Origin of the sequence: uncultured Microbacterium sp., from assembly GCF_963524805.1 — a bacterium.
GTDB lineage: Bacteria > Actinomycetota > Actinomycetes > Actinomycetales > Microbacteriaceae > Microbacterium.
The window spans coordinates 300,019-318,285 of sequence record NZ_CAURGG010000002.1; the positions used below are offsets into that span (position 1 = coordinate 300,019).

At 69.6% G+C, this 18,267-nt stretch carries 20 protein-coding genes; 8 read left to right on the top strand and 12 right to left on the bottom strand.

What is annotated here, in order from left to right; genetic code table 11:
- Nucleotides 1–2 precede the first annotated feature (2 nt).
- On the top strand, nt 3–692 hold the full coding sequence (locus tag RWQ91_RS05800; protein ID WP_314503484.1) for a helix-turn-helix domain-containing protein: 690 nt from the start codon (nt 3–5) through the stop codon (nt 690–692).
- Between the two features lie 14 nt (nt 693–706).
- Here RWQ91_RS05800 and RWQ91_RS05805 read toward each other — a convergent pair whose 3' ends face one another.
- The 3 genes from RWQ91_RS05805 to RWQ91_RS05815 form a co-directional block, all read right to left on the bottom strand.
- Nucleotides 707–1,075, bottom strand: a complete 369-nt coding sequence (locus RWQ91_RS05805) for a hypothetical protein (RefSeq protein ID WP_314503486.1) — start codon at nt 1,073–1,075, stop codon at nt 707–709.
- Nucleotides 1,076–1,191: 116 nt separating this feature from the next.
- Nucleotides 1,192–2,031 (bottom strand): exodeoxyribonuclease III, encoded by an 840-nt coding sequence (locus RWQ91_RS05810; RefSeq protein WP_314503487.1) that lies wholly within the window; start codon nt 2,029–2,031, stop codon nt 1,192–1,194.
- 47 nt (nt 2,032–2,078) lie between these two features.
- Nucleotides 2,079–2,585: a MarR family transcriptional regulator gene (locus tag RWQ91_RS05815; RefSeq protein WP_314503488.1), complete on the bottom strand. Its 507-nt coding sequence runs from the start codon at nt 2,583–2,585 to the stop codon at nt 2,079–2,081.
- 161 nt (nt 2,586–2,746) lie between these two features.
- On the opposite strand from RWQ91_RS05815, the gene RWQ91_RS05820 reads away from it, so the two are divergent.
- Nucleotides 2,747–3,091 carry a hypothetical protein gene (locus tag RWQ91_RS05820; RefSeq protein ID WP_314503490.1) on the top strand — a complete coding sequence of 115 codons (345 nt, stop codon included), beginning with the start codon at nt 2,747–2,749 and terminating at the stop codon, nt 3,089–3,091.
- A 30-nt stretch (nt 3,092–3,121) separates the two neighbouring features.
- Nucleotides 3,122–3,700: an orotate phosphoribosyltransferase gene (pyrE, locus tag RWQ91_RS05825; RefSeq protein WP_314503493.1), complete on the top strand. Its 579-nt coding sequence runs from the start codon at nt 3,122–3,124 to the stop codon at nt 3,698–3,700.
- A gap of 110 nt (nt 3,701–3,810) precedes the next feature.
- On the opposite strand, the gene RWQ91_RS05830 is transcribed toward pyrE, so the two are convergent.
- Both RWQ91_RS05830 and RWQ91_RS05835 read right to left on the bottom strand, forming a co-directional pair.
- Complete coding sequence (locus RWQ91_RS05830) at nt 3,811–4,386, bottom strand: YdeI/OmpD-associated family protein (protein WP_314503494.1); 576 nt, start codon at nt 4,384–4,386, stop codon at nt 3,811–3,813.
- Nucleotides 4,386–5,195, bottom strand: coding sequence for an HAD-IIA family hydrolase (locus RWQ91_RS05835; protein WP_314503497.1), 810 nt, complete (start codon nt 5,193–5,195; stop codon nt 4,386–4,388). The genes RWQ91_RS05830 and RWQ91_RS05835 overlap by 1 nt, the downstream gene beginning before the upstream one ends.
- Nucleotides 5,196–5,309: 114 nt before the next feature.
- Between RWQ91_RS05835 and RWQ91_RS05840 the strand changes: the two genes are divergently transcribed.
- Complete coding sequence (locus RWQ91_RS05840; RefSeq protein ID WP_314503500.1) at nt 5,310–6,278, top strand: SDR family NAD(P)-dependent oxidoreductase; 969 nt, start codon at nt 5,310–5,312, stop codon at nt 6,276–6,278.
- On the opposite strand, the gene RWQ91_RS05845 is transcribed toward RWQ91_RS05840, so the two are convergent.
- Nucleotides 6,268–6,906 (bottom strand): metal-dependent transcriptional regulator, encoded by a 639-nt coding sequence (locus RWQ91_RS05845; protein ID WP_314503502.1) that lies wholly within the window; start codon nt 6,904–6,906, stop codon nt 6,268–6,270. The two genes, RWQ91_RS05840 and RWQ91_RS05845, sit on opposite strands and share 11 nt — an antisense overlap.
- 29 nt (nt 6,907–6,935) lie before the next feature.
- Nucleotides 6,936–8,234, bottom strand: coding sequence for an Nramp family divalent metal transporter (locus tag RWQ91_RS05850; protein ID WP_314503504.1), 1,299 nt, complete (start codon nt 8,232–8,234; stop codon nt 6,936–6,938).
- Between the two features lie 146 nt (nt 8,235–8,380).
- Here RWQ91_RS05850 and RWQ91_RS05855 point away from each other — a divergent pair, with 146 nt between their 5' ends.
- Both RWQ91_RS05855 and RWQ91_RS05860 read left to right on the top strand, forming a co-directional pair.
- A complete protein-coding gene (locus tag RWQ91_RS05855) occupies nt 8,381–9,010 on the top strand; it encodes a TrmH family RNA methyltransferase (protein ID WP_314503506.1) in 630 nt (209 codons plus the stop codon).
- Nucleotides 8,989–9,795 carry a patatin-like phospholipase family protein gene (locus RWQ91_RS05860; RefSeq protein WP_314503508.1) on the top strand — a complete coding sequence of 269 codons (807 nt, stop codon included), beginning with the start codon at nt 8,989–8,991 and terminating at the stop codon, nt 9,793–9,795. Before RWQ91_RS05855 ends, RWQ91_RS05860 begins: the two co-directional genes overlap by 22 nt.
- A 13-nt stretch (nt 9,796–9,808) precedes the next feature.
- Here RWQ91_RS05860 and RWQ91_RS05865 read toward each other — a convergent pair whose 3' ends face one another.
- Nucleotides 9,809–11,134 (bottom strand): MATE family efflux transporter, encoded by a 1,326-nt coding sequence (locus tag RWQ91_RS05865; RefSeq protein ID WP_314503512.1) that lies wholly within the window; start codon nt 11,132–11,134, stop codon nt 9,809–9,811.
- 57 nt (nt 11,135–11,191) lie between these two features.
- Here RWQ91_RS05865 and RWQ91_RS05870 point away from each other — a divergent pair, with 57 nt between their 5' ends.
- Nucleotides 11,192–13,153 carry a M13-type metalloendopeptidase gene (locus tag RWQ91_RS05870; RefSeq protein WP_314503514.1) on the top strand — a complete coding sequence of 654 codons (1,962 nt, stop codon included), beginning with the start codon at nt 11,192–11,194 and terminating at the stop codon, nt 13,151–13,153.
- A gap of 30 nt (nt 13,154–13,183) precedes the next feature.
- Nucleotides 13,184–14,104: a serine hydrolase gene (locus tag RWQ91_RS05875; protein ID WP_314503515.1), complete on the top strand. Its 921-nt coding sequence runs from the start codon at nt 13,184–13,186 to the stop codon at nt 14,102–14,104.
- A gap of 107 nt (nt 14,105–14,211) precedes the next feature.
- On the opposite strand, the gene RWQ91_RS05880 is transcribed toward RWQ91_RS05875, so the two are convergent.
- The 4 genes from RWQ91_RS05880 to RWQ91_RS05895 form a co-directional block, all read right to left on the bottom strand.
- Nucleotides 14,212–14,790 carry a PadR family transcriptional regulator gene (locus RWQ91_RS05880; protein WP_314503518.1) on the bottom strand — a complete coding sequence of 193 codons (579 nt, stop codon included), beginning with the start codon at nt 14,788–14,790 and terminating at the stop codon, nt 14,212–14,214.
- 90 nt (nt 14,791–14,880) lie between these two features.
- The gene (locus tag RWQ91_RS05885; protein WP_314503520.1) at nt 14,881–16,293 is read right to left on the bottom strand and encodes an aminomethyl transferase family protein; all 1,413 of its coding nucleotides are present in this window, start codon (nt 16,291–16,293) and stop codon (nt 14,881–14,883) included.
- Between the two features lie 53 nt (nt 16,294–16,346).
- A complete protein-coding gene (gene purU, locus RWQ91_RS05890) occupies nt 16,347–17,231 on the bottom strand; it encodes a formyltetrahydrofolate deformylase (protein WP_314503522.1) in 885 nt (294 codons plus the stop codon).
- Nucleotides 17,232–17,244: 13 nt separating this feature from the next.
- On the bottom strand, nt 17,245–18,066 hold the full coding sequence (locus RWQ91_RS05895; protein ID WP_314504338.1) for a methylenetetrahydrofolate reductase: 822 nt from the start codon (nt 18,064–18,066) through the stop codon (nt 17,245–17,247).
- Nucleotides 18,067–18,267: the final 201 nt, after the last annotated feature.

Consider the following 18,267-nt stretch of genomic DNA (forward strand, 5'->3'; position numbering starts at 1 on the left):
GCGTGGCCTCACGCAGCTACGGACAGTACTGCGGGCTCACCAGCGCCGTCGAGCTGATCGGCGAGCGCTGGGCGCTGCTCATCATCCGCGACCTGCTGGTCGGTCCGCGGCGTTACACCGACCTCAAGCAGGGGCTTCCGAAGATCCCCACCAACATCCTCTCGGTGCGGCTCAAGGAGCTGCAGGACGGCGGTGTGGTGCGCCGGGCGCCGCTGTACCGGACGGGGCTCGTCTACGAGTTGACGCCGTACGGGCGGCAGCTCGAGCCGATCGTGCTGGCCCTCGGCCGGTGGGGGTTCGCCCAGATGGGGGAGCCGGGTCCGGAGGACATCGTGACGCCCGACTCGCTCACGATGGCGCTGCGGACGGCGTTCCGACCGGATGCCGCGGCCGGACTGCCGGCCGCGGACTACGAACTGCACGTGGGGGATGTCGTTCTGCGGATCGAGGTGGCCGGGGCCGAGCTGCGCGTCGCACAGCTCGGCTGGCCCGCGCAGCCCGTGGCCGCGCTCCCCGACGGCGACCCCGATGTCGTCTTCGCCGCCGGGCCTGCCGTGCGGAAGGTGGTTTCGGGCGAGCTCACGCCGACCGAGGCGATCGACCGCGGCATCATCCGGGTGCTCCGGGGCGAGGCGACGCTGCTGGAGCGCTTCGCCGAGACCTTCCACATCGATGCGGCGCTGGTCGTCTGACCAGACGGTCGGCCTCAGGGCCGGAAGAACTCGTTCGCCCGGCCCGTCCACAGCAGGACGAGGGCGATGAGCACCGCGATGCCGGAGACGATCCCCGACCAGACCTGTGCCTGCTGGAAGAAGATCACGAACACGGCCGAGATCAGGCTCAGCACGAACACGACGGTGATCACGACGCGTGCACCCGGCCGGCCGCGCAGCAGGCCGATGCTCAGCACGATCGTGACGATGCCGAGGACGAGCTGGACCAGGCCGTACCAGAGCGCATCCGGCGCCATGATCGACGCGATCAGCAGCAGAACCCCGGCGATGATGTTCACCGCCCCCGAGATCCAGGCGAGAACGGCGACGAGGGTGACCCCTCCGGGGCGGGTTCCGGTCATGTCGAGCCCTTCTGCGGTCCCGGCGCGAGCGCATCACCGCGGCGTGCGGTCGGGTTCGCCACACCCTAGCGGAGGCGTCGCGCCGACGTCGCTCCGGAGCGCGGTGTGGTGAGGACCTAGAAGATCATGGGGCGGTCGTCGTCGTCCGGACCCTCCAGGTCGAGGTCGACCACGACCGGCACGTGATCGCTCGGCGCCTCGCCCTTGCGCTCGTTGCGGTGGATCGTCGCCCCCGTGACTGCGTTCGCCAACGCGTGCGATCCGAGGATGAAGTCGATGCGCATGCCTTCGTTCTTCGGAAAGCGCAGGCGCTTGTAGTCCCAGTACGTGAATCCGTCCGGCACGAGGGGACGCACGACGTCGGTGAGCCCCGCCGCCCCCAGAGCGGCGAAGGCCTCGCGCTCCGGCCCGGAGACGTGGGTCGAGAATCCCGGGACGACGGCGGGGTCGCCGTTGTCGGCATCCGTCGGCGCGATGTTGAAATCGCCGACCAGCGCGAGCGCGAGGTCGGGGTCGGCGGCGAGGGCGTCCGACGTGTACTGCTGCAGAGCACTCAGCCATTCGAGCTTGTAGTAGTAGTGGGGGTCCTCGAGCGCGCGACCGTTGGGCACGTACAGACTCCACACCCGGATGCCGCCCACGGTCGCCCCGATCGCGCGCGCCTCCTGCGGGGCATCGTCGCCGGTGTGGTCCTTCGCGAAGCCCGGCATGCCGGGGAACGCGTGCTGCACGTCAGTGAGCGGCTCGCGGCTGGCGATCGCAACGCCGTTCCACTGCGAGAACCCGTGGGCCTCGACGTGGAAGCCGGCGTCTTCGAACTGCTCGAACGGGAACTGCTCGGCTTTGCACTTGATCTCCTGCATCGCCAGCACGTCGACCGATTCGCGGACCGCGAAATCGACGATCCGCTCGACCCGGGCACGGACGGAGTTCACGTTCCACGTGGCAAGACGCATGACGACCAGCCTACGGCGACCCGTGGACGCGGCATCGTGCCGTCCGGCTACGCGCCGCCGTGGAGGCGGTCGAGGGAATCCGCGATACGCCCGATCGCCTCCGCGGCAGCACCGGCGGCACTCGGCTCCAGCTGGTCGATCGCACGCACCACGGCCTCATGGTGCCCCTCGAAGACGCGGTGCACGAGTTCGACCGCCCCGTCGGTGGGTACCAGGAAGTGCGCGCGGCGGTCGGTCGGATGATCCGTCCGCGTCGCGAGCGATCGGCGCACGAGTCGCTCGACGATGTTCGTCACCGTGGCACTCGTGGAGCCCAGCAGGACGATGAGATCCTTCGGGCTCACATCCTGTTGCTCGCGCTGGGCGTGGACGAGGTACCGCAGGGCTGTCAGATCGATCGCCGAGAGCCCGGATGCCCGCACGGCCCGATCGGCCTGCAGGCGCTCAGCGTGGCGCAGCCGTGCGAGCTCTCGGCTCAGTCGTCGCCCTTCGGCGGTTTCGGGATGCTCCGCGTACAAATGGTGCGCCTCGCGATTGATCAAGTCTTCGTGCACGCTGCGCCTCCGGTTGATCCGCGTCGGTCTTGCTAGAGATATATATATCACGAGGTGTGACAGATTCCGAGTATCACAAGAGGAGTGATTGACAGGAGGCGAGAGAAGTGGATAATCGGTTTCAGGTGAGAGAGCGGCCCCTTCGCGAGAGGAGTGGAGCCATGGGGTACCTGCATTACGCGTGCGAAGGGCGACCCGTTCGGATTCCCGACGATGTGCTCGCCCACCTCAAGGCCGTCACCGTCACCAAGCTCCGCCGCAGCGAGAGCTTCACGCTGAGCTGGGTGCACCACGGAGACCAGCCGGGGCGGACGACGATCTGGATGCAGCCGTCCATTCCCCTGCGCTTCGAATTCGACTGCATGGAGCCGATCCCGCTCGACCCCGAGTTGCTGCGGACGATCGCCAACGAGGCCAACTCCTCTCGCGGTGTCGTCATCGAGCTGGAGGCCGAGAACGACCACCTCGCGGTCGGCGCGACCAGCCGGCCGTTGGTGGCAGCCTGATCGTTCGCTGCCGATCCGTACACTCGAGGCATGACCGTCGCCAGCACGCCCGAGCTCGAAGCCGACCGACACGCCCTCATCGCGCTCATCCGCGACGAGGCCGTCTTCCACGGCGACTTCACGCTCTCCAGCGGCAAGAAGGCGACCTACTACGTGGACATGCGCAAGCTCACGCTCGACCATCGGGCCGCGCCGGCGATCGGGCGGATCATGCTCGACCTCGTGCGGGAGGTCGAGGGCGTGGTCGCCGTCGGGGGACTCACCCTCGGGGCGGACCCGATCGCGAACGCGGTGATGCACGAATCAGCGCGCACCGATGCACCGCTCGACGCGTTCGTCGTGCGCAAGGAGCCGAAGGACCACGGCCGCGGCCGCCAGGTCGAGGGCGCGGAGGTCGCGGGCAAGCGGGTCGTCGTGCTGGAAGACACCTCCACCACGGGGCAGTCCGCCCTCAAAGCCGTCGAGGCGCTGCGCCGCGAAGGCGCCGAGCCCATCGCGGTCGCGGTGATCGTCGACCGCAGAACCGGCGCACAGGCCGCGGTCGAGGGCGCGGGCCTGCGGTGGCTCGCGGCGATCGATCTGGACGATCTCGGTCTGCAGCCCCAGTGACAGCGGTCAGTCCTTGCCGCGCCCGCGCAGGTACTGCCATACGAATACGATGAGCGTGCCGAGCAGCACGATCCCGGTCGCAGCGAACAGCAGGGCCTGATCGGCGGCGCTCACAGGGGCCTGCGTCCAGTGGCGGAATCCGCCACGATCTTCGCGATCCGGGCGGCCCGCGTTTCGGGACGCCGCGCGGCGTCGACGGTGCTGATGCCGAACTTGCGCGCCGATGGCGGGAAGCCATCCCAGGCGGCACGCGCGGCCGCATCGGCGTCGAGGGCCGCCGCCAGGTCATCGGGTTCGCGCAGAGCCTCGGCATTGTCGAGCACCGTCCATGCGCCGTTCGCCTTGGCCACCTCGACCGCACGCAGGCCTGCCTCGGCCATGAGCCCGCGCTCTTCCAGCAGGATCAGGCGCGCCTTGTTGGTCGCCGCCCATCCGCTCGAGGGTCGGCGCGGTGCGAACCACAGTCCGCTCGTACGCTCGTCGAACACGCGCACCGGGCCGTCGATCCAGCCGAAGCACAGCGCCTGCAGAATGGCTTGCTCGTACTCCACCGCCTCCACGTCCGACCCGGGTCGCGCGCGCACGAGCCAGGCGCCCGTCGAGCTGCGGTGGTTCTCTTCGAGCCAGGCGCGCCAGGTTTCGGCATCCGGTGCCTGCACCCTCTCGCCGTCGTCGAGCGCGCCCATCAGAGGATGTCCGCCTCTTCCGCCTCGAGCGGCTCATCCGCCAGCAGGTCCGCCACCGAGTCGAGCACCTCGTCGGGGCGGAACGGGTACCGCTCGATCTCGACCGCGTCGCTGATGCCCGTGAGCACGAGCACCGTGTGCAGGCCCGCCTCGATGCCGGCGACGATGTCGGTGTCCATGCGATCGCCGATCATGCCCGTCGTCTCCGAGTGCGCGCCGATGCGGTTCAGGGCGGAGCGGAACATCATCGGGTTGGGCTTGCCCACCACGTAGGGCTCCTTGCCGATCGCCTTGGTGATCAGGGCCGAGATCGCACCGGTGGCCGGCAGCACGCCGTCCGCCGACGGGCCGGTGGCGTCGGGGTTGGTCGCGATGAAGCGGGCGCCGCCGGCGATGAAGCGGATCGCCTTGGTGATCGCCTCGAAGGAGTAGTTGCGCGTCTCGCCGACCACCACATAGTCCGGATCGGTCTCGGTCATGATGAAGCCGGCCTCGTGCAGGGCCGTCGTCAGGCCGGCCTCGCCGATCACGAACGCACTGGCCCCCGGCGCTTGACTGCGCAGGAAGTCGGCCGTCGCCAGGGCCGAGGTCCAGATCGCCCCCTCGGGGACCACCAGGCCCGACGCCCGCAGGCGTGCGGACAGATCTCGCGGCGTGAAGATCGAGTTGTTCGTCAGCACCAGGAAGGGCGTGCCCTGGTCGCGCCACTGCTGCAGCAGCTCGGATGCGCCCGGCACCGGGGTGTTCTCGTGGACGAGCACGCCGTCCATGTCGGTCAGCCAGCATTCGATGTCGGCGCGGGTCCGCATGGCCACAGCCTATCCGCAGCGCGCGACGCGCCGATCGCGGCACCGGCGGCGGACTCGCCGCGAATCACCGAGCGCCGCGCGCGCTGGTGCGGCGTGCGCTCTAGGGTCGAAGACGTGACGCGAACGCACGCGTGGGACCCCGAGCAGCTCCCCGACCTGACCGGGCGCACCTACCTCGTGACGGGTGCCAACGCCGGGTTGGGGTACTTCTCCACCGAGCAGCTCGTGCGGGCCGGTGCCCGCGTCTACATGACCGGGCGCAGCCCCAACCGGCTGATGGCCGCGCGCGCCGCCGTGCGCCGACGCATCCCGGATGCCGCCGACCGGGTCGAGACGCTGCTGCTGGACACCAGCAACCTGGGTTCGGTGCGTGCTGCGGCAGCCACGGTCGGTGGGCGCGGCGCTCTGGACGGTCTGCTGCTGAACGCCGGCATCGTGCACCCGCCGAAGACGCGCGAGACGACCGGCGACGGCCACGAGCGGGTCCTCGCCACGAATGCCCTCGGCCACTTCGCGCTCGCCGGAGCCCTGCTGACGCGCTTGGCCCCGGCACGCGGTCGCATGGTGTGGCTCGGCAGCATGTCGACATCGCTCTGGAAGTACGACCCGCTCGATCCGCAGCTGCTCGAGGGCTACACGGGCTGGCGCGCGTACGTGCAGTCCAAGGTGGCGACCGCGGCGCTCGGGTTCGAGGCCGACCGCCGGCTGCGGGCGGCCGGCGTGCCTGTAACGAGCGTGGTCGCCCACCCGGGGTATTCGACCAGCGGTCGCACCGCCGGCATCCTCGGGGTGAACAGTCCGAGTCGGCTCACGCGTTTCACCGACAATCTGCAGGTCGCGGTGACCCAGTCCAAGGAGCGCGGCGCATGGACGCTCGTTCGCGCGCTGGTGGATCCCGGCATCGACGGCGGTGAGTTCTGGGGGCCGAGATTCGGCGCGAAGGGTGAGCCGCACCGCGCGGCCGCGGCGAAGATCACCCGCGATCCCGAGATCGCCGAGCGCCTGTGGGGCGTATGCGAGGAGGCGACCGGCGTGAAGTGGCCGTTCGCCGCCGCGGCGCGCGCCGGTTCCGTCAGAGGCTGAGCCAGACCGCGCCGGCGGCGGCGGCCGGAAGGGTCACCTCGGCGCCCTCGATGCGCAGCCGGACGGCATCCGTCACCGTCGCCTGGGCGCCGACGGCGACACCGGCCGCTTCGACGGCGCGCAGCAGTTCGGGATCACGGTCGCTCACGCGCAGCACGCGCCCGGAGTGTCCGGGCGCCGCGTCGGAGAGCAGCACGAACGGCTCGCGGTGCACCTCGCCGGCGGCATCGGGAATGGCATCGCCGTGCGGGTCGAACCGGGGGCGGCCGAGCAGCTCGTCGATCCCCTCGAGCAGACGGTCGCTCAGGGCGTGCTCGAGCACTTCGGCCTCGTCGTGCACTTCGTCCCACGCGTAGCCGAACTCCCGCACCAGCCACGTCTCGATGAGGCGATGACGGCGGATGACGGACGCCGCGCGGTGCTCGCCGGCCGGCGTCAGCGAGATCGGACCGTAGGGCCGATGCGTCACCAGGCCCTGCGCCGCGAGCTTCTGCACCATCTCGGTGACGCTCGAGGGAGCCAGGCGCAGCTCGGCCGCCAGCTGCGACGGCGTGATGCGCTCGGCCTGCCACTCGGTGTGGTGGTAGATCGTCTTCAGGTAGTCGTCGACGGCGGGCGAGGAGGGCACGCGTTCAGGGTACCGGCGGCCGTGCGCGGCTACGCGCCGGTCAGCACCAGCCACAGCAGCACCGCGTTCAGCGCGATGAGGAACACGGACGCCGCCACCCCCGCCGTCGTCGTCAGCATCCGGTTGCGGAACTCGCCGAGCGTGCGCGCCTGCGCGGTGAGGACCACGAGCGGGATGAGGGCGAAGGGGATGCCGAAGGAGAGGACCACCTGGCTCAGTACGAGCGCGAGGGTCGGGTCCACGCCGATCCCGAGGATGATCAGTGCCGGGATGAGGGTCACGAGTCGGCGGGCGATGAGCGGGATGCGCACGCGCAGCAGCCCGTGCATGATCTCGGCACCGGCGTAGGCGCCCACGCTCGTCGAGGCCAGCCCGCTGGCGAGCAGTCCCACCGCGAACAGCGTCGCCACCACGGGACCGATACCGGCCTGCAGCGCCGCATAGGCGCCCTCCAGCGTGTCGGTGCCCTCGACGCCCGCGAGGTTGGCGGCGGCCAGCAGCAGGATGCAGAGGTTGACGGTGCCGGCGATGAGCATCGCGATGCTGACGTCCCATCGCGTCGCGCGCAGCAGGCGCAGGGTCGGGATGCCCCGGAGCTGTTCGAGCGGCACGGGCGTGCGGGAGCCGGGCCCGGCGGACGGGGGCGCGAAGCGGTCGCGGGCCAAAGCGCTGTGCGCGTAGATCGCGTGCGGCATGATCGTCGCGCCGAGGATGGATGCCGCCAGCAGCACCGACCCGGTGTCTTCGAACCGGGGGACCAGTCCCGCGACCACCGAGCCCGCCTCGGGCGGCGCGATGAACACCCCGAACGTGAAGCCGATCGCGATGATGGCGACCAGCCCGATGATCACGAACTCGAACGTGCGAGGACCGCGGCGGGACTGCAGCATGAGCAGGGCGAGCGAGACGATGCCTGTGATGACGCCTCCCCACAGGAGCGGGATGCCGAACAGCAGGTTGAGCGCGACCGCTCCGCCGATCACCTCGGCGATGTCGGTCGCCATCGCCACGAGCTCGGCCTGCAACCAGTAGGCCCGTCGCGCCCACCGGTGGCTGATGCGCTCGCCGAGCATCTCGGGAAGGCTCTTGCCGGTGACGATGCCGAGCTTGGCGGAGAGGTACTGGATCAGCCAGGCCATCACGTTGCCCAGAACGACGACCCAGACCAGCAGGTACCCGTAGCGCGCGCCCGCCGTCATGTTGCTCGCGACGTTGCCCGGGTCGAGGTAGGCGACCCCCGCGACGAGGGCGGGCCCGATCAGCCACGCCAGGCGCGCGGTGGAGCGCGGTGAGCGGGTGTGATCGACGTCGACCGTGGCTTTCGGCACGGCCTGACTCTACCGCGGATTTCGGTGCGCCGAAATATTCGCAAGCCGCGGCGCTCTCAGGAGGAACAGCACCTTGGGGGGTCCGAGAAGAGGCCGCCCGACGCTTCTTCCTGAGAGCGCCACGGGGCGGCGGGTACCCTGAGGCGGTGACCGACGCGCAGCCCGAGCCCGAGCTTCCGCACGGCGTCGGACCCTGGCCGGGAGGACCCGACGCCTGGCCCGCCGAGCCGCATCTCGACCCCGAGCTGCTCGCCCACGGCGACAGCCGCAACGTGATCGACGCGTACCGCTACTGGCGCATGGACGCGATCGTGGCCGATCTCGACGGGCGGCGGCATCCGTTCCACGTCGCGATCGAGAACTGGCAGCACGACATGAACATCGGCTCCATCGTCCGCAGCGCGAACGCGTTCCTGGCCGCGGAGGTGCACATCATCGGCAAGCGGCGCTGGAACAAGCGGGGCGCGATGGTCACCGACCGATACCAGCATGTGCGCCACCACGAGGACGTCACCGCGTTCGCCGCGTGGGCACGGGATGCCGCCCTCCCCGTCATCGCCGTCGACAACCTGCCGGGCGCCGTGGCCGTCCAGCGCGCCGATCTTCCGCAGCGGTGCGTACTGCTGTTCGGGCAGGAGGGTCCGGGACTCTCACCGGAGGCCCTGGCGGCGGCATCCGCCAGCGTCGAGATCACGCAGTACGGCTCGACCCGCTCGATCAACGCCTCGGCGGCGGCGGCCGTCGTGATGTACGAATGGTGCCGGCGCTGGGCATGAGGGCGGCGGATGCCGGAGCGACGCAGCACGACGTGAGCGAGGACGGCACGCGAGGGCTGGCGCTGAGCGGCGGAGGAGCGTACGGCGCCGCTCACGTCGGCGTCCTGCAGGAACTGGATGCGCGGGGCATCCGACCCGGGATCGTCACCGGGACCAGTTCCGGAGCGCTCGTGGCCGCCGCCTACGCCGCCGAGGTCCCGCAAGACGAGCTGGAACGCGCCGCTGCCGCCTTCCGGTGGAGTTCGATCGCACGGATGCGGGGGAGGCCGCGGTGGGGTCTGCTGGACGCCGGCGCGTTGACGGAGGCGGTCCGGCGCCTCTACGGCAGCGACCCCTTGATCGAAGACCTGCCGCGGCGCTTCGCCGCCGTGGCGACCGATGTCCGCACGCGCCGGCCGGTGGTGATCGACCGCGGCCCGCTGAGCGTCGCACTCCGGGCGACGATCGCGGTTCCGGGGCTCCTGCCTCCGGTCCGCCGCGGGCGGCAGCTGCTCATGGACGGCGGCATGGTCGACAACGTGCCGGTCAGCGCCGCCCGGCACCTGGGTGCGACCTCCGTCATCGTCGTGCGCCTTCACGCGAAGTGGGAGAACGTCCGGATGATGCGGGTGGCAGCCAGTGCCGCCGCGCTGGAGGCGGACCCCTCCGTCACCCTCATCCAGCCGGATATGACCGGGCTGGCCCAGTGGTCGATGGCGGACGTGCCGCGCCTGATCGCAGAGGGCCGTCGCGCGGCGCGCGAAGCGCTCGACGCGGCCCGACCAGCCGGTTCGGAACCGCGGTGATGGATGCCGGGGCTCAGGATCCGGCGGTCATCCACACGGCGCCGCGCACCCGCCAGCCCAGCGTCGCCAGCCGCGCGAGCATGTAGACGCCGAAGAACGCGACGGACAGCCAGGCGAGACCGGCGGCTCCGCCGACGCCGAGGACGGCGAGGATCACGAGTGCCGGCACGAACGGCACCAGGTTCACCAGCCCGGCGATCGCGAGATAGCGGGCGTCGCCCGCGCCGATCAGCACGCCGTCCAGCACGAACACCACTCCGCAGAGCGGCTGGGCGACCGCCAGCACGAGCAGTGCCGGCTGGATCAGCGCAGCCAGCTCCGGGTCGCCGGTGAACAGCAGCCCGATCAGACCCGAGAACGCCGCGATCAGGGCGCCGACGATCACGCCGAACCACGCGCCCCACGCCACGGTGCGCCCGAGCGTGCGCTGCACGTCGTCGATCCTTCCCGCCCCGAGCCCCTTGCCGATGAGCGCCTGCGCGGCGATCGCGAGGGCGTCCAGCGCGAAGGCTGCCGTCGAGAAGATCGTGAAGGCGACCTGCCACCCTGCGAGCTCCTCGGTGCCGAGCGTGGTGGCGACGAAGACGGTGGCCAGCAGGGCGGCGCGCAGAGACAGGGTGCGAAGGCACAGCCAGCCGCCCGATCGCGCTGAGCCGCGGACGCCCTCGCGGTGCGGGCGCACCGATGCCGAGTGGGTGCGGGCGAGCCTGCCGATCACCACCACGTAGGCGGCCACCATGCCCCACTGCGCCACGACCGTGCCGAACGCCGAGCCGCCGATGCCCCAGCCGAAGCCGTAGATGAACAGCCAGTTCAGCAGCGCGTTGGCGCCGAAGCCGAGTCCGGCGATCCACAGCGGCGTGACGGTGTCCTGCATTCCGCGCAGCAGCCCGGTGGCGGCGAACACGATGAGCATGGCCGGCAGTCCCCACATCGAGATGCCCAGATAGGTCTCGGCATCCCGGGCGACCTCGGGTGATGCGCCGAACAGCCCGACCATCAGAGGAGTGGCCAGGTAGCCGGCCAGGGCGAGGATCGCGCCGATGCCGAGGGCGAGCCACATGCCGTCGATGCCCACCGAGACCGCACGCGTCGGGTCTCCCGCACCGAACCTCCGGGCGACGGCCGGCGTGGTCGCATAGGCGAGGAAGACCATGAGTCCGACGATCGTCTGCAGCACCGCCGAGGCGATGCCGAGCCCCGCGAGCGGGGTGACCCCGAGGTGGCCGACGAGCGCCGAGTCGACGATGAGGAACAGCGGCTCGGCGATGAGCGAGCCGAGCGCCGGAACGGCGAGGCGCAGGATGTCGCGGTTCAGCGTGCGGGAAGGGGTCGGCACTCTTCGAGCGTACGAGAAGGTGCTGATCCGCCGGGCGGGCGAGCATATCCTGTACGAATGACCGATACCCGATCCGGTCTCGCGCTCGACGAGCTCAGTGCTGAGATCCGCCCCCAGGACGACCTCTTCCGCCATGTGAACGGCGCGTGGCTCGATCGCACCGAGATCCCCGACGACAAGGCGCGCTGGGGCTCATTCCACCTCATCGCCGAGCAGGCCGAGAAGGACGTCCGTGCGATCGTCGAAGAGACGCGGGATGCCGAGCCCGGCACCGAATCGCGCAAGATCGGCGATCTGTACACGAGCTTCATGAACACCGCGCACATCAACGAACTGGGGGCGGAGCCTTTGGCCGAGCAGCTCGGGAGGGCTGACGCGATCGATTCGATTCCGGCGCTGCTGCGCACGCTCGGCGAGCTCGAGCGCGACGGCATCGGCGGCCTCGTCGGTCTGTACGTCGAACCGGACCCCGGCAACCCGAAGCGCTATGTGCCGTTCCTCGTGCAGGGCGGGCTGTCGCTGCCCGACGAGAGCTACTACCGGCTCGAGAACTTCGAGGCCGTCCGCACCGCCTACCGCGGCCACATCGAGCGGCTGCTCGAACTCGCGGGCGTCGCCGATGCCGCGGCATCCGCCGACCGCATCTTCGCGCTGGAGACCGAGGTCGCCACGCACCACTGGGACAACGTCAAGAGCCGGGACGCGGTCGCGACCTACAACCTGATGTCGTGGGATGCCGTGACCGAACTGGCCGGCGTCGACCTGCGCCCGTGGCTGGAGGGGACGGCCCCGGGCCGCGAGGACGCCTTCGCCGAGGCGAACGTCTACCAGCCGAGCTTCTTCGAGGGGCTGGGGTCGCTGCTGAGCGAGGAGCGACTCGAGGACTGGAAGGCGTGGGTGCGGTGGCGCATCGTGCACGGCGCCGCGGCGTTCCTCTCGGATGCGTTCGTCGACGAGAACTTCGCGTTCTACGGGACGCAGCTCACGGGCGTTCCGGTCAACCGAGAGCGCTGGAAGCGCGGCGTCGGCCTGGCCGAAGCGGCGATGGGCGAGGCCATCGGCCGCGTGTACGTGGAAAGGCACTTCCCGCCCGCCTCGAAGGCGGCGATGGACGAACTGGTCGCGAACCTCATCGAGGCCTACCGCCAGAGCATCACGAGCCTCGAGTGGATGACTGCGGAGACGCGCGAGCGCGCGCTCGCCAAGCTCGACGCCTTCACCCCGAAGATCGGCTACCCCGTGAAGTGGCGCGACTACTCCGCGCTCGAGATCGACGGCGGCGACCTGGTCGGCAACGTGCGCCGCGCGCACATCCACGAGCACGACCGCCAGATCGGCCGCATCGGCGGCGAGGTCGACCGCGACGAGTGGTACATGACGCCGCAGACGGTGAACGCGTACTACAACCCGCTCATGAACGAGATCGTCTTCCCGGCGGCGATCCTCCAGCATCCCTTCTTCGAGGCGGATCGCGATGCGGCAGCCAACTACGGCGGAATCGGAGCGGTCATCGGGCACGAGATCGGTCACGGCTTCGACGACCAGGGCAGCCGGTTCGACGGCGACGGGTCGCTGCGGGACTGGTGGACGGATGCCGACCGCACGGCATTCGAGGAGCGCACCGGCGTGCTGATCGAGCAGTTCAACGCCCTCGTGCCGCGGGGCCTCGCGGAGGAGAACACCGTCAACGGCGCTCTCACGATCGGCGAGAACATCGGCGACCTCGGCGGCCTCGGCATCGCGATCAAGGCGTACGAGCTGTCGCTGAACGGCGAAGAAGCACCCGTGATCGACGGCTACAGCGGCATCCAGCGGCTGCTGCTGTCGTGGGCGCAGATCTGGCAGCAGAAGGGCCGGGATGCCGAGACCATCCGCCTGCTGACGATCGACCCCCACTCGCCCAACGAGTTCCGCTGCAACCAGATCGTCCGCAACATCGACGCGTTCTACGATGCGTTCGATGTCACGGAGTCGGACGAGCTGTGGCTCGACGCCGACAAGCGTGTCACCATCTGGTGAGACCCCCAATTCTCTGAGAGGAACCCACTCGTGGGCATTGCCCCTGAGCCCAAACGGGACGCGGAGTCGCTGCGGGGGTTGCGACGAAGCAGCAGACGACTGCCCCGACGCGCCGCCGTCGGTCGCCGGTCGTTCACCTCGACGCTGAAGGCGCTGGACGAACTCGCCTCTGCCGGCGCGCGCGTCTCGGTGCACATCACAGATCTCGACCGCGGCACGACCGTGCTCGCGGGCGATGACTTCGTGACCCTGCCGGTCGCAGGGCTCGGTGTCGTGCCGCTGCTCATCGAGGTCGCTGCGGGCTTCGAGTCCGGCGCCCTCGAGCCGCTGGAGATCATCGAGAAGTCCTCGCTCGAGCCTGTCGAGGTCGCCGGGGTATGGCAGCATCTCAAGGCTCCGGCGCTGCCGCTGGTCGACCTCGCGGTGCTCACGGCCGCAACCGGTGATGCGCTGGCCGCAAACGCGCTGATCGCGCGCGTGGGCCTGCCCGCCGTACGTGCTCGCATCGAGCAGCTCGGGATGACGCACTCCGCGCTGTTGGACCGGTTCCGCGACGAGCGCGGGCCCGACGACGCACCGCAGGTCGCGCTCGGCTCAGCGCGTGAGCTGGCCGAGATCTTCGCGGCGCTCGTGAACTCGCAGGCCGTCTCGCCGGGCGTCAGCGCGCAGGTCGCCGAGTGGCTGAGCCTGAACCACGACCTGTCGCTGGTGGCCTCGGCGACCGGCCTCGATCCGTTCGACCACGAGAACGACGAGCACGGGCTGCTGTTCATCAACAAGACGGGTCAGGATGCCGGCATCCGGGTCGAAGCCGGCGTGCTGGCGGGGCCGCGGGCGGGCGTGGCGTACGCCCTGATCGTCTGCTTCGATGACCTGTCGATCGCGCACCGGCTGCGCGCCCACAAAGCCTTTCGCACCCTGGGCACCGACCTCATGGAGTACGTGCACTGACCGTCGCCCCCGCGCGAGATCACCCGGTATCCGCGAGCGCACACGCCGCACACGCAGGCAGCCGGTGACCTCGGGAGGAGCGGGTGATCTCGCGCAGTGAGCGCGAGTCAGCCCAGGCGATCCACGAGCGCGAGTCCACGCTTGGCCCACGCGATCTCGCCGTTCGCTCGATCGACCAGGCCCTCGTACGTGAAGCGCTTGAACGCGACGGTGCGCTCATGATCCTTCGCGGGGGTGACCGCGAGCCGGCGCACGAGCATGGGGTTGTCGCGCGCGTCGATGCGGCGCAGCTCCTGCTCCCACTGCTCGAGCTCGGACTCCCACTCCGCGATGTGCCCGAGGAAGAAGGCGCGGGCGGCGTCCGGAGTGGTGTTCTCGAGGTAGGCGGCCCGCAGATGCGCGGGATCCCGGACCCGCTGGTAGTCCAGGGGCGAGCGCATCCACTCCTGGTAGGCCAGGTTTCCGGCATCCGTCACGTGGTACACCCGTCGCGTGCCCCGCTGGCCGCGCGCCTGCTCCTCGCCCTCGATGAGCCCCTCGGTCTCCATCTTGCGAAGCTCGGGATAGATCTGGGAGTCGGGGGCGTGCCACACGTGACCGACCGAGAGCGAGAACTGCTTCTGCAGGTCGTAGCCCGACAGCGGTCCGACGCGCAGGAGCGCGAGCAGGGCGTAGCGCAGGCTCACGGATTCCTCCTTGTCGGTGACGGTGCGGAGATGGTACGAGGGGGTCCGGCAGCCGAAGCCTCCGAACCCCCTCGAGCATATTGCGCCGGATCAGGCGGGCTGGTACTGCGTCCGCCAGCCGCCCTGGTAGGTGGCGCGGGCGACGGTCGAGTACGGCACCGGGCTGACCACGACCCGCACCTCGGTCTGCTCGTGCGGTTCGACGCTCGCCTTGGTGGTGCCGCCGTTCGGCTCACCCCAGACGACCTTGAGCTCGGTGCCCTCGGGCACGTTGGGGTCGACGGTCGCCAGCGACAGGCCGCGGCGCTCATTGGCGCTGTAGCCGGTGAACATCGAGTAGCCCACGACCGTGCCGTCCTCGTCCACGACGGAGTCGTAGTTGGCCGAGCCGTAGTTGGCCAGCGGCAGGTCGAAGAACTTGTAGTTGGGTCCGTCGACGTTCAGCAGCGAGGTCCAGACCTTGCCGAGGTCTTCGGCGTCCCACGCGAGGGTGACCTTCTTGCGCTGCGATGCCGGCTCGACCTTCTCCAGCGCATCGCGGCCGATGAAGTCGTGGTCGAACTTCACGAAGTTGCCGTAGCCGAGCTCCCACGGTGTCAGGTAGTAGTCCTCGATGTTCTCCGAGACGAAGGAGCCGGCGAGGGTGCCTGTCGCCTCGTAGCCGTCGGCAGGCAGCCACTCGCGGTAGCCCCGCTCTTCGGCGCCGGTGTAGATCGCGGGCAGGGGGGAGGGGATCCAGCCGGATTCGAGGGTGTTCGAGGGGTAGGCGCGCGAGCCGACCGGCACCAGCCCGAACTCGGCACCGGCGTTCACGATCGCGGTCCAAATGCGGTCGTGGTCGGCGTAGGGGCCCCAGATCTCCAGGCCCGGCGCGCCGGCCATGCCGTGGCGCAGGGTGCGGACGGTCGTCCCGTCGATCGTCATGGTCGACATGTTGAAGAACTTCAGCTGCTCGAGCGGTCCGCCGTTCAGCTTCTCGATGACCGACCAGGCGTTCGGGCCCTGAATCTGGAAGCGGTAGTACTTGCGGGTGACCTCGTGGCCGTAGGGGCGCGAGGGCGAGCGACGGTCGATCTCGATGTCGAGGTTGCCGTAGCCGCCGGTCTCGCCGTGGTACAGCAGCCAGTTCGCCGCGGGAGCCCGGCCGACGTAGACGTACTCGTCCTCACCTTCGCGGAAGAGGATGCCGTCGCCGATCACGTGGCCGGATGCCGTCGTCGGCACGTACTGCTTGGCCTTGTCGACCGGGAACACCGCGGTGGAGTTGATCGCGGTGTCCGAGATGAGCTTGATCGCGTCGGAGCCCCGCAGGAAGAGGTTGTCCATGTGGTGCGACTGGTCGTACAGGACCGCCGTGTCGCGCCAGGCCTTCTGCTCCTTGATCCAGTTCTGGAAGTCCGCGGGGACGACCGGATAGATGTAGGAGCCGATCTGGGAGTTGCGCAGAAGCTCGACCGGGCTGGATGCCGCGTCGATCACTTCCTGCAGATTCTTGTGGGCCATGGTGAACCTCTCTGTTCTTTCGATGAGCCTCGGGGTGAGGCGTGGGGGTCGGTTTACGGTCTGTCGGTGAAGACGATGGTCTGGTTGCCGTGGCGGATGACGCGGTCCTGCGCGTGCCACTGGACGGCGCGGGAGAGCACGGCGCGTTCGACGTAGGCGCCGCGGGACTGCAGGTCGGCGGCATCCATCGCGTGGTTGACGCGGGCGACGTCCTGCTCGATGATCGGCCCCTCGTCGAGGTCCTTGGTCACGTAGTGGCTGGTCGCGCCGATGAGCTTCACGCCGCGCTCCTTGGCCTTGCGGTAGGGGGCGGCGCCGATGAAGGCGGGCAGGAAGGAGTGGTGGATGTTGATCACCGGCACCCCGACCGCGTCGAGGAATCCCTCGGAGATGATCTGCATGTACCGGGCGAGGACGATGAAATCGACGTTGCCGGTGAGCAGCTCGAGGATCTTCGCCTCGGCCTCGGACTTGTCCGGGCCCTGCGAGGGGACGTGGAAGAAGGGGATGCCGAACGAGCGGACGTCCTCGGCGGTGTTGGTGTGGTTGGAGATCACCATCGGGATCGTCACCGGCAGCTCACCCCGACGGTGGCGCCAGAGCAGTTCGAGCAGGCAGTGGTCGGACGTGGAGGCGAGGATCGCCATCCGCTTGGGCACGGACTGGTCTGTCAGGGTCCACTCCAGGCCCAGCCCGCCGACGGTCTCGGCGAGGTCCGCCTCGATGTCGGGCATCGCCGCCGCCAGATCGGCGCGGTGGAAGACGACGCGCTGGAAGAAGTTGCCGCCGTTCGCGTCGTCGGAATACTGGTCGAGCTGGACGATGTTGCCGGAGTTGCGGGTGATCAGCGCCGTCACCGCCGAGACGATCCCCGGCCCGTCCGGGCCGTGGACGATCAGGCAGGCATGGTCGCGCAGAGCTTCGTTGTGCACAGTCATGGGGTAAAGCCTGTCAGGACTGTGCGCGGACGTACTCACGGGCCCAGTCGGCGGTCGCCAGCAGGCCGCCGAACGTGTAGAAGTGCAGCTTCACGGGGCCGGACTTGGCGCCTTCCGGCGCCGGGGCCTCGGCGAGCATCGCCGACAGGTCGGTGACGAAGGTGTCCGGCCCGGCGGTTCCCATGAGGTTCGTCAGCGAGAACCCGTACTTCTTCACGATCATCGCGTTCGCACCGATGCCGAACCGGCGCGCGAACCCCAGCAGCCGCTTGATGCCGGCAGGCCCAGGGGTGCCGATCCGGATCGTACTGTCGATGCCGCGCGCGCGGACCTGTCCGATCCACTCCAGCACCGGGTCGGTGTCGAAGGCGAACTGGGTGAGGATCGTCGCCTTCAGGTTCTGCTGGGTCAGGGAGAGCGACTTCTCCTCCAGCGCGCGCCAGAGCACCTCGTTCGAGATGTCCGGGTGCCCCTCGGGGTACCCCGCGATCGACACCTCCTTCACGCCGTAGTCCCGCAGCAGTCCGGTGCGGATCACGTCGTAGGAGTCTTCGTAGGGGCCTTCCGGCGTGGCCGGGTCGCCGCCCACGACGAACACGCTCTCGGTGGCGCCGACATCCTGCAGACGCGAGAGGAACTCCTCCAGCTGTGCGCGGGAGGACAGCCGGCGAGCGGAGATGTGCGGGACCGGGACGAAGCCCGACTCGCGGACCGCGTTCGCGGCAGCCACCCGCATCTCAAGGTCCTCGTTCCCGAGGAAGGTGACGTTGATCTTCGTGCCGGCCGGGATGCTGTCCTTCGCCTCCATCAGACCGGGGACGTCCTTGCCGGTCATCTCGAGCGAGTAGCCGTTCACCAGCTCGAGCGCCGCCTGAGGGTTGGCCGTGACATGCGTGGTCTTCGACACTGATCGAGGTCCTCTCCGCTTTCCATCACAGCGCTGCTCTGCGCCGCGGGAGCAACTTTACCTATCTACATAGTGACTGTCTAGAGCCAACACGGCTTCCGCGACTTATTCAAAGTTTTCGTGACGACC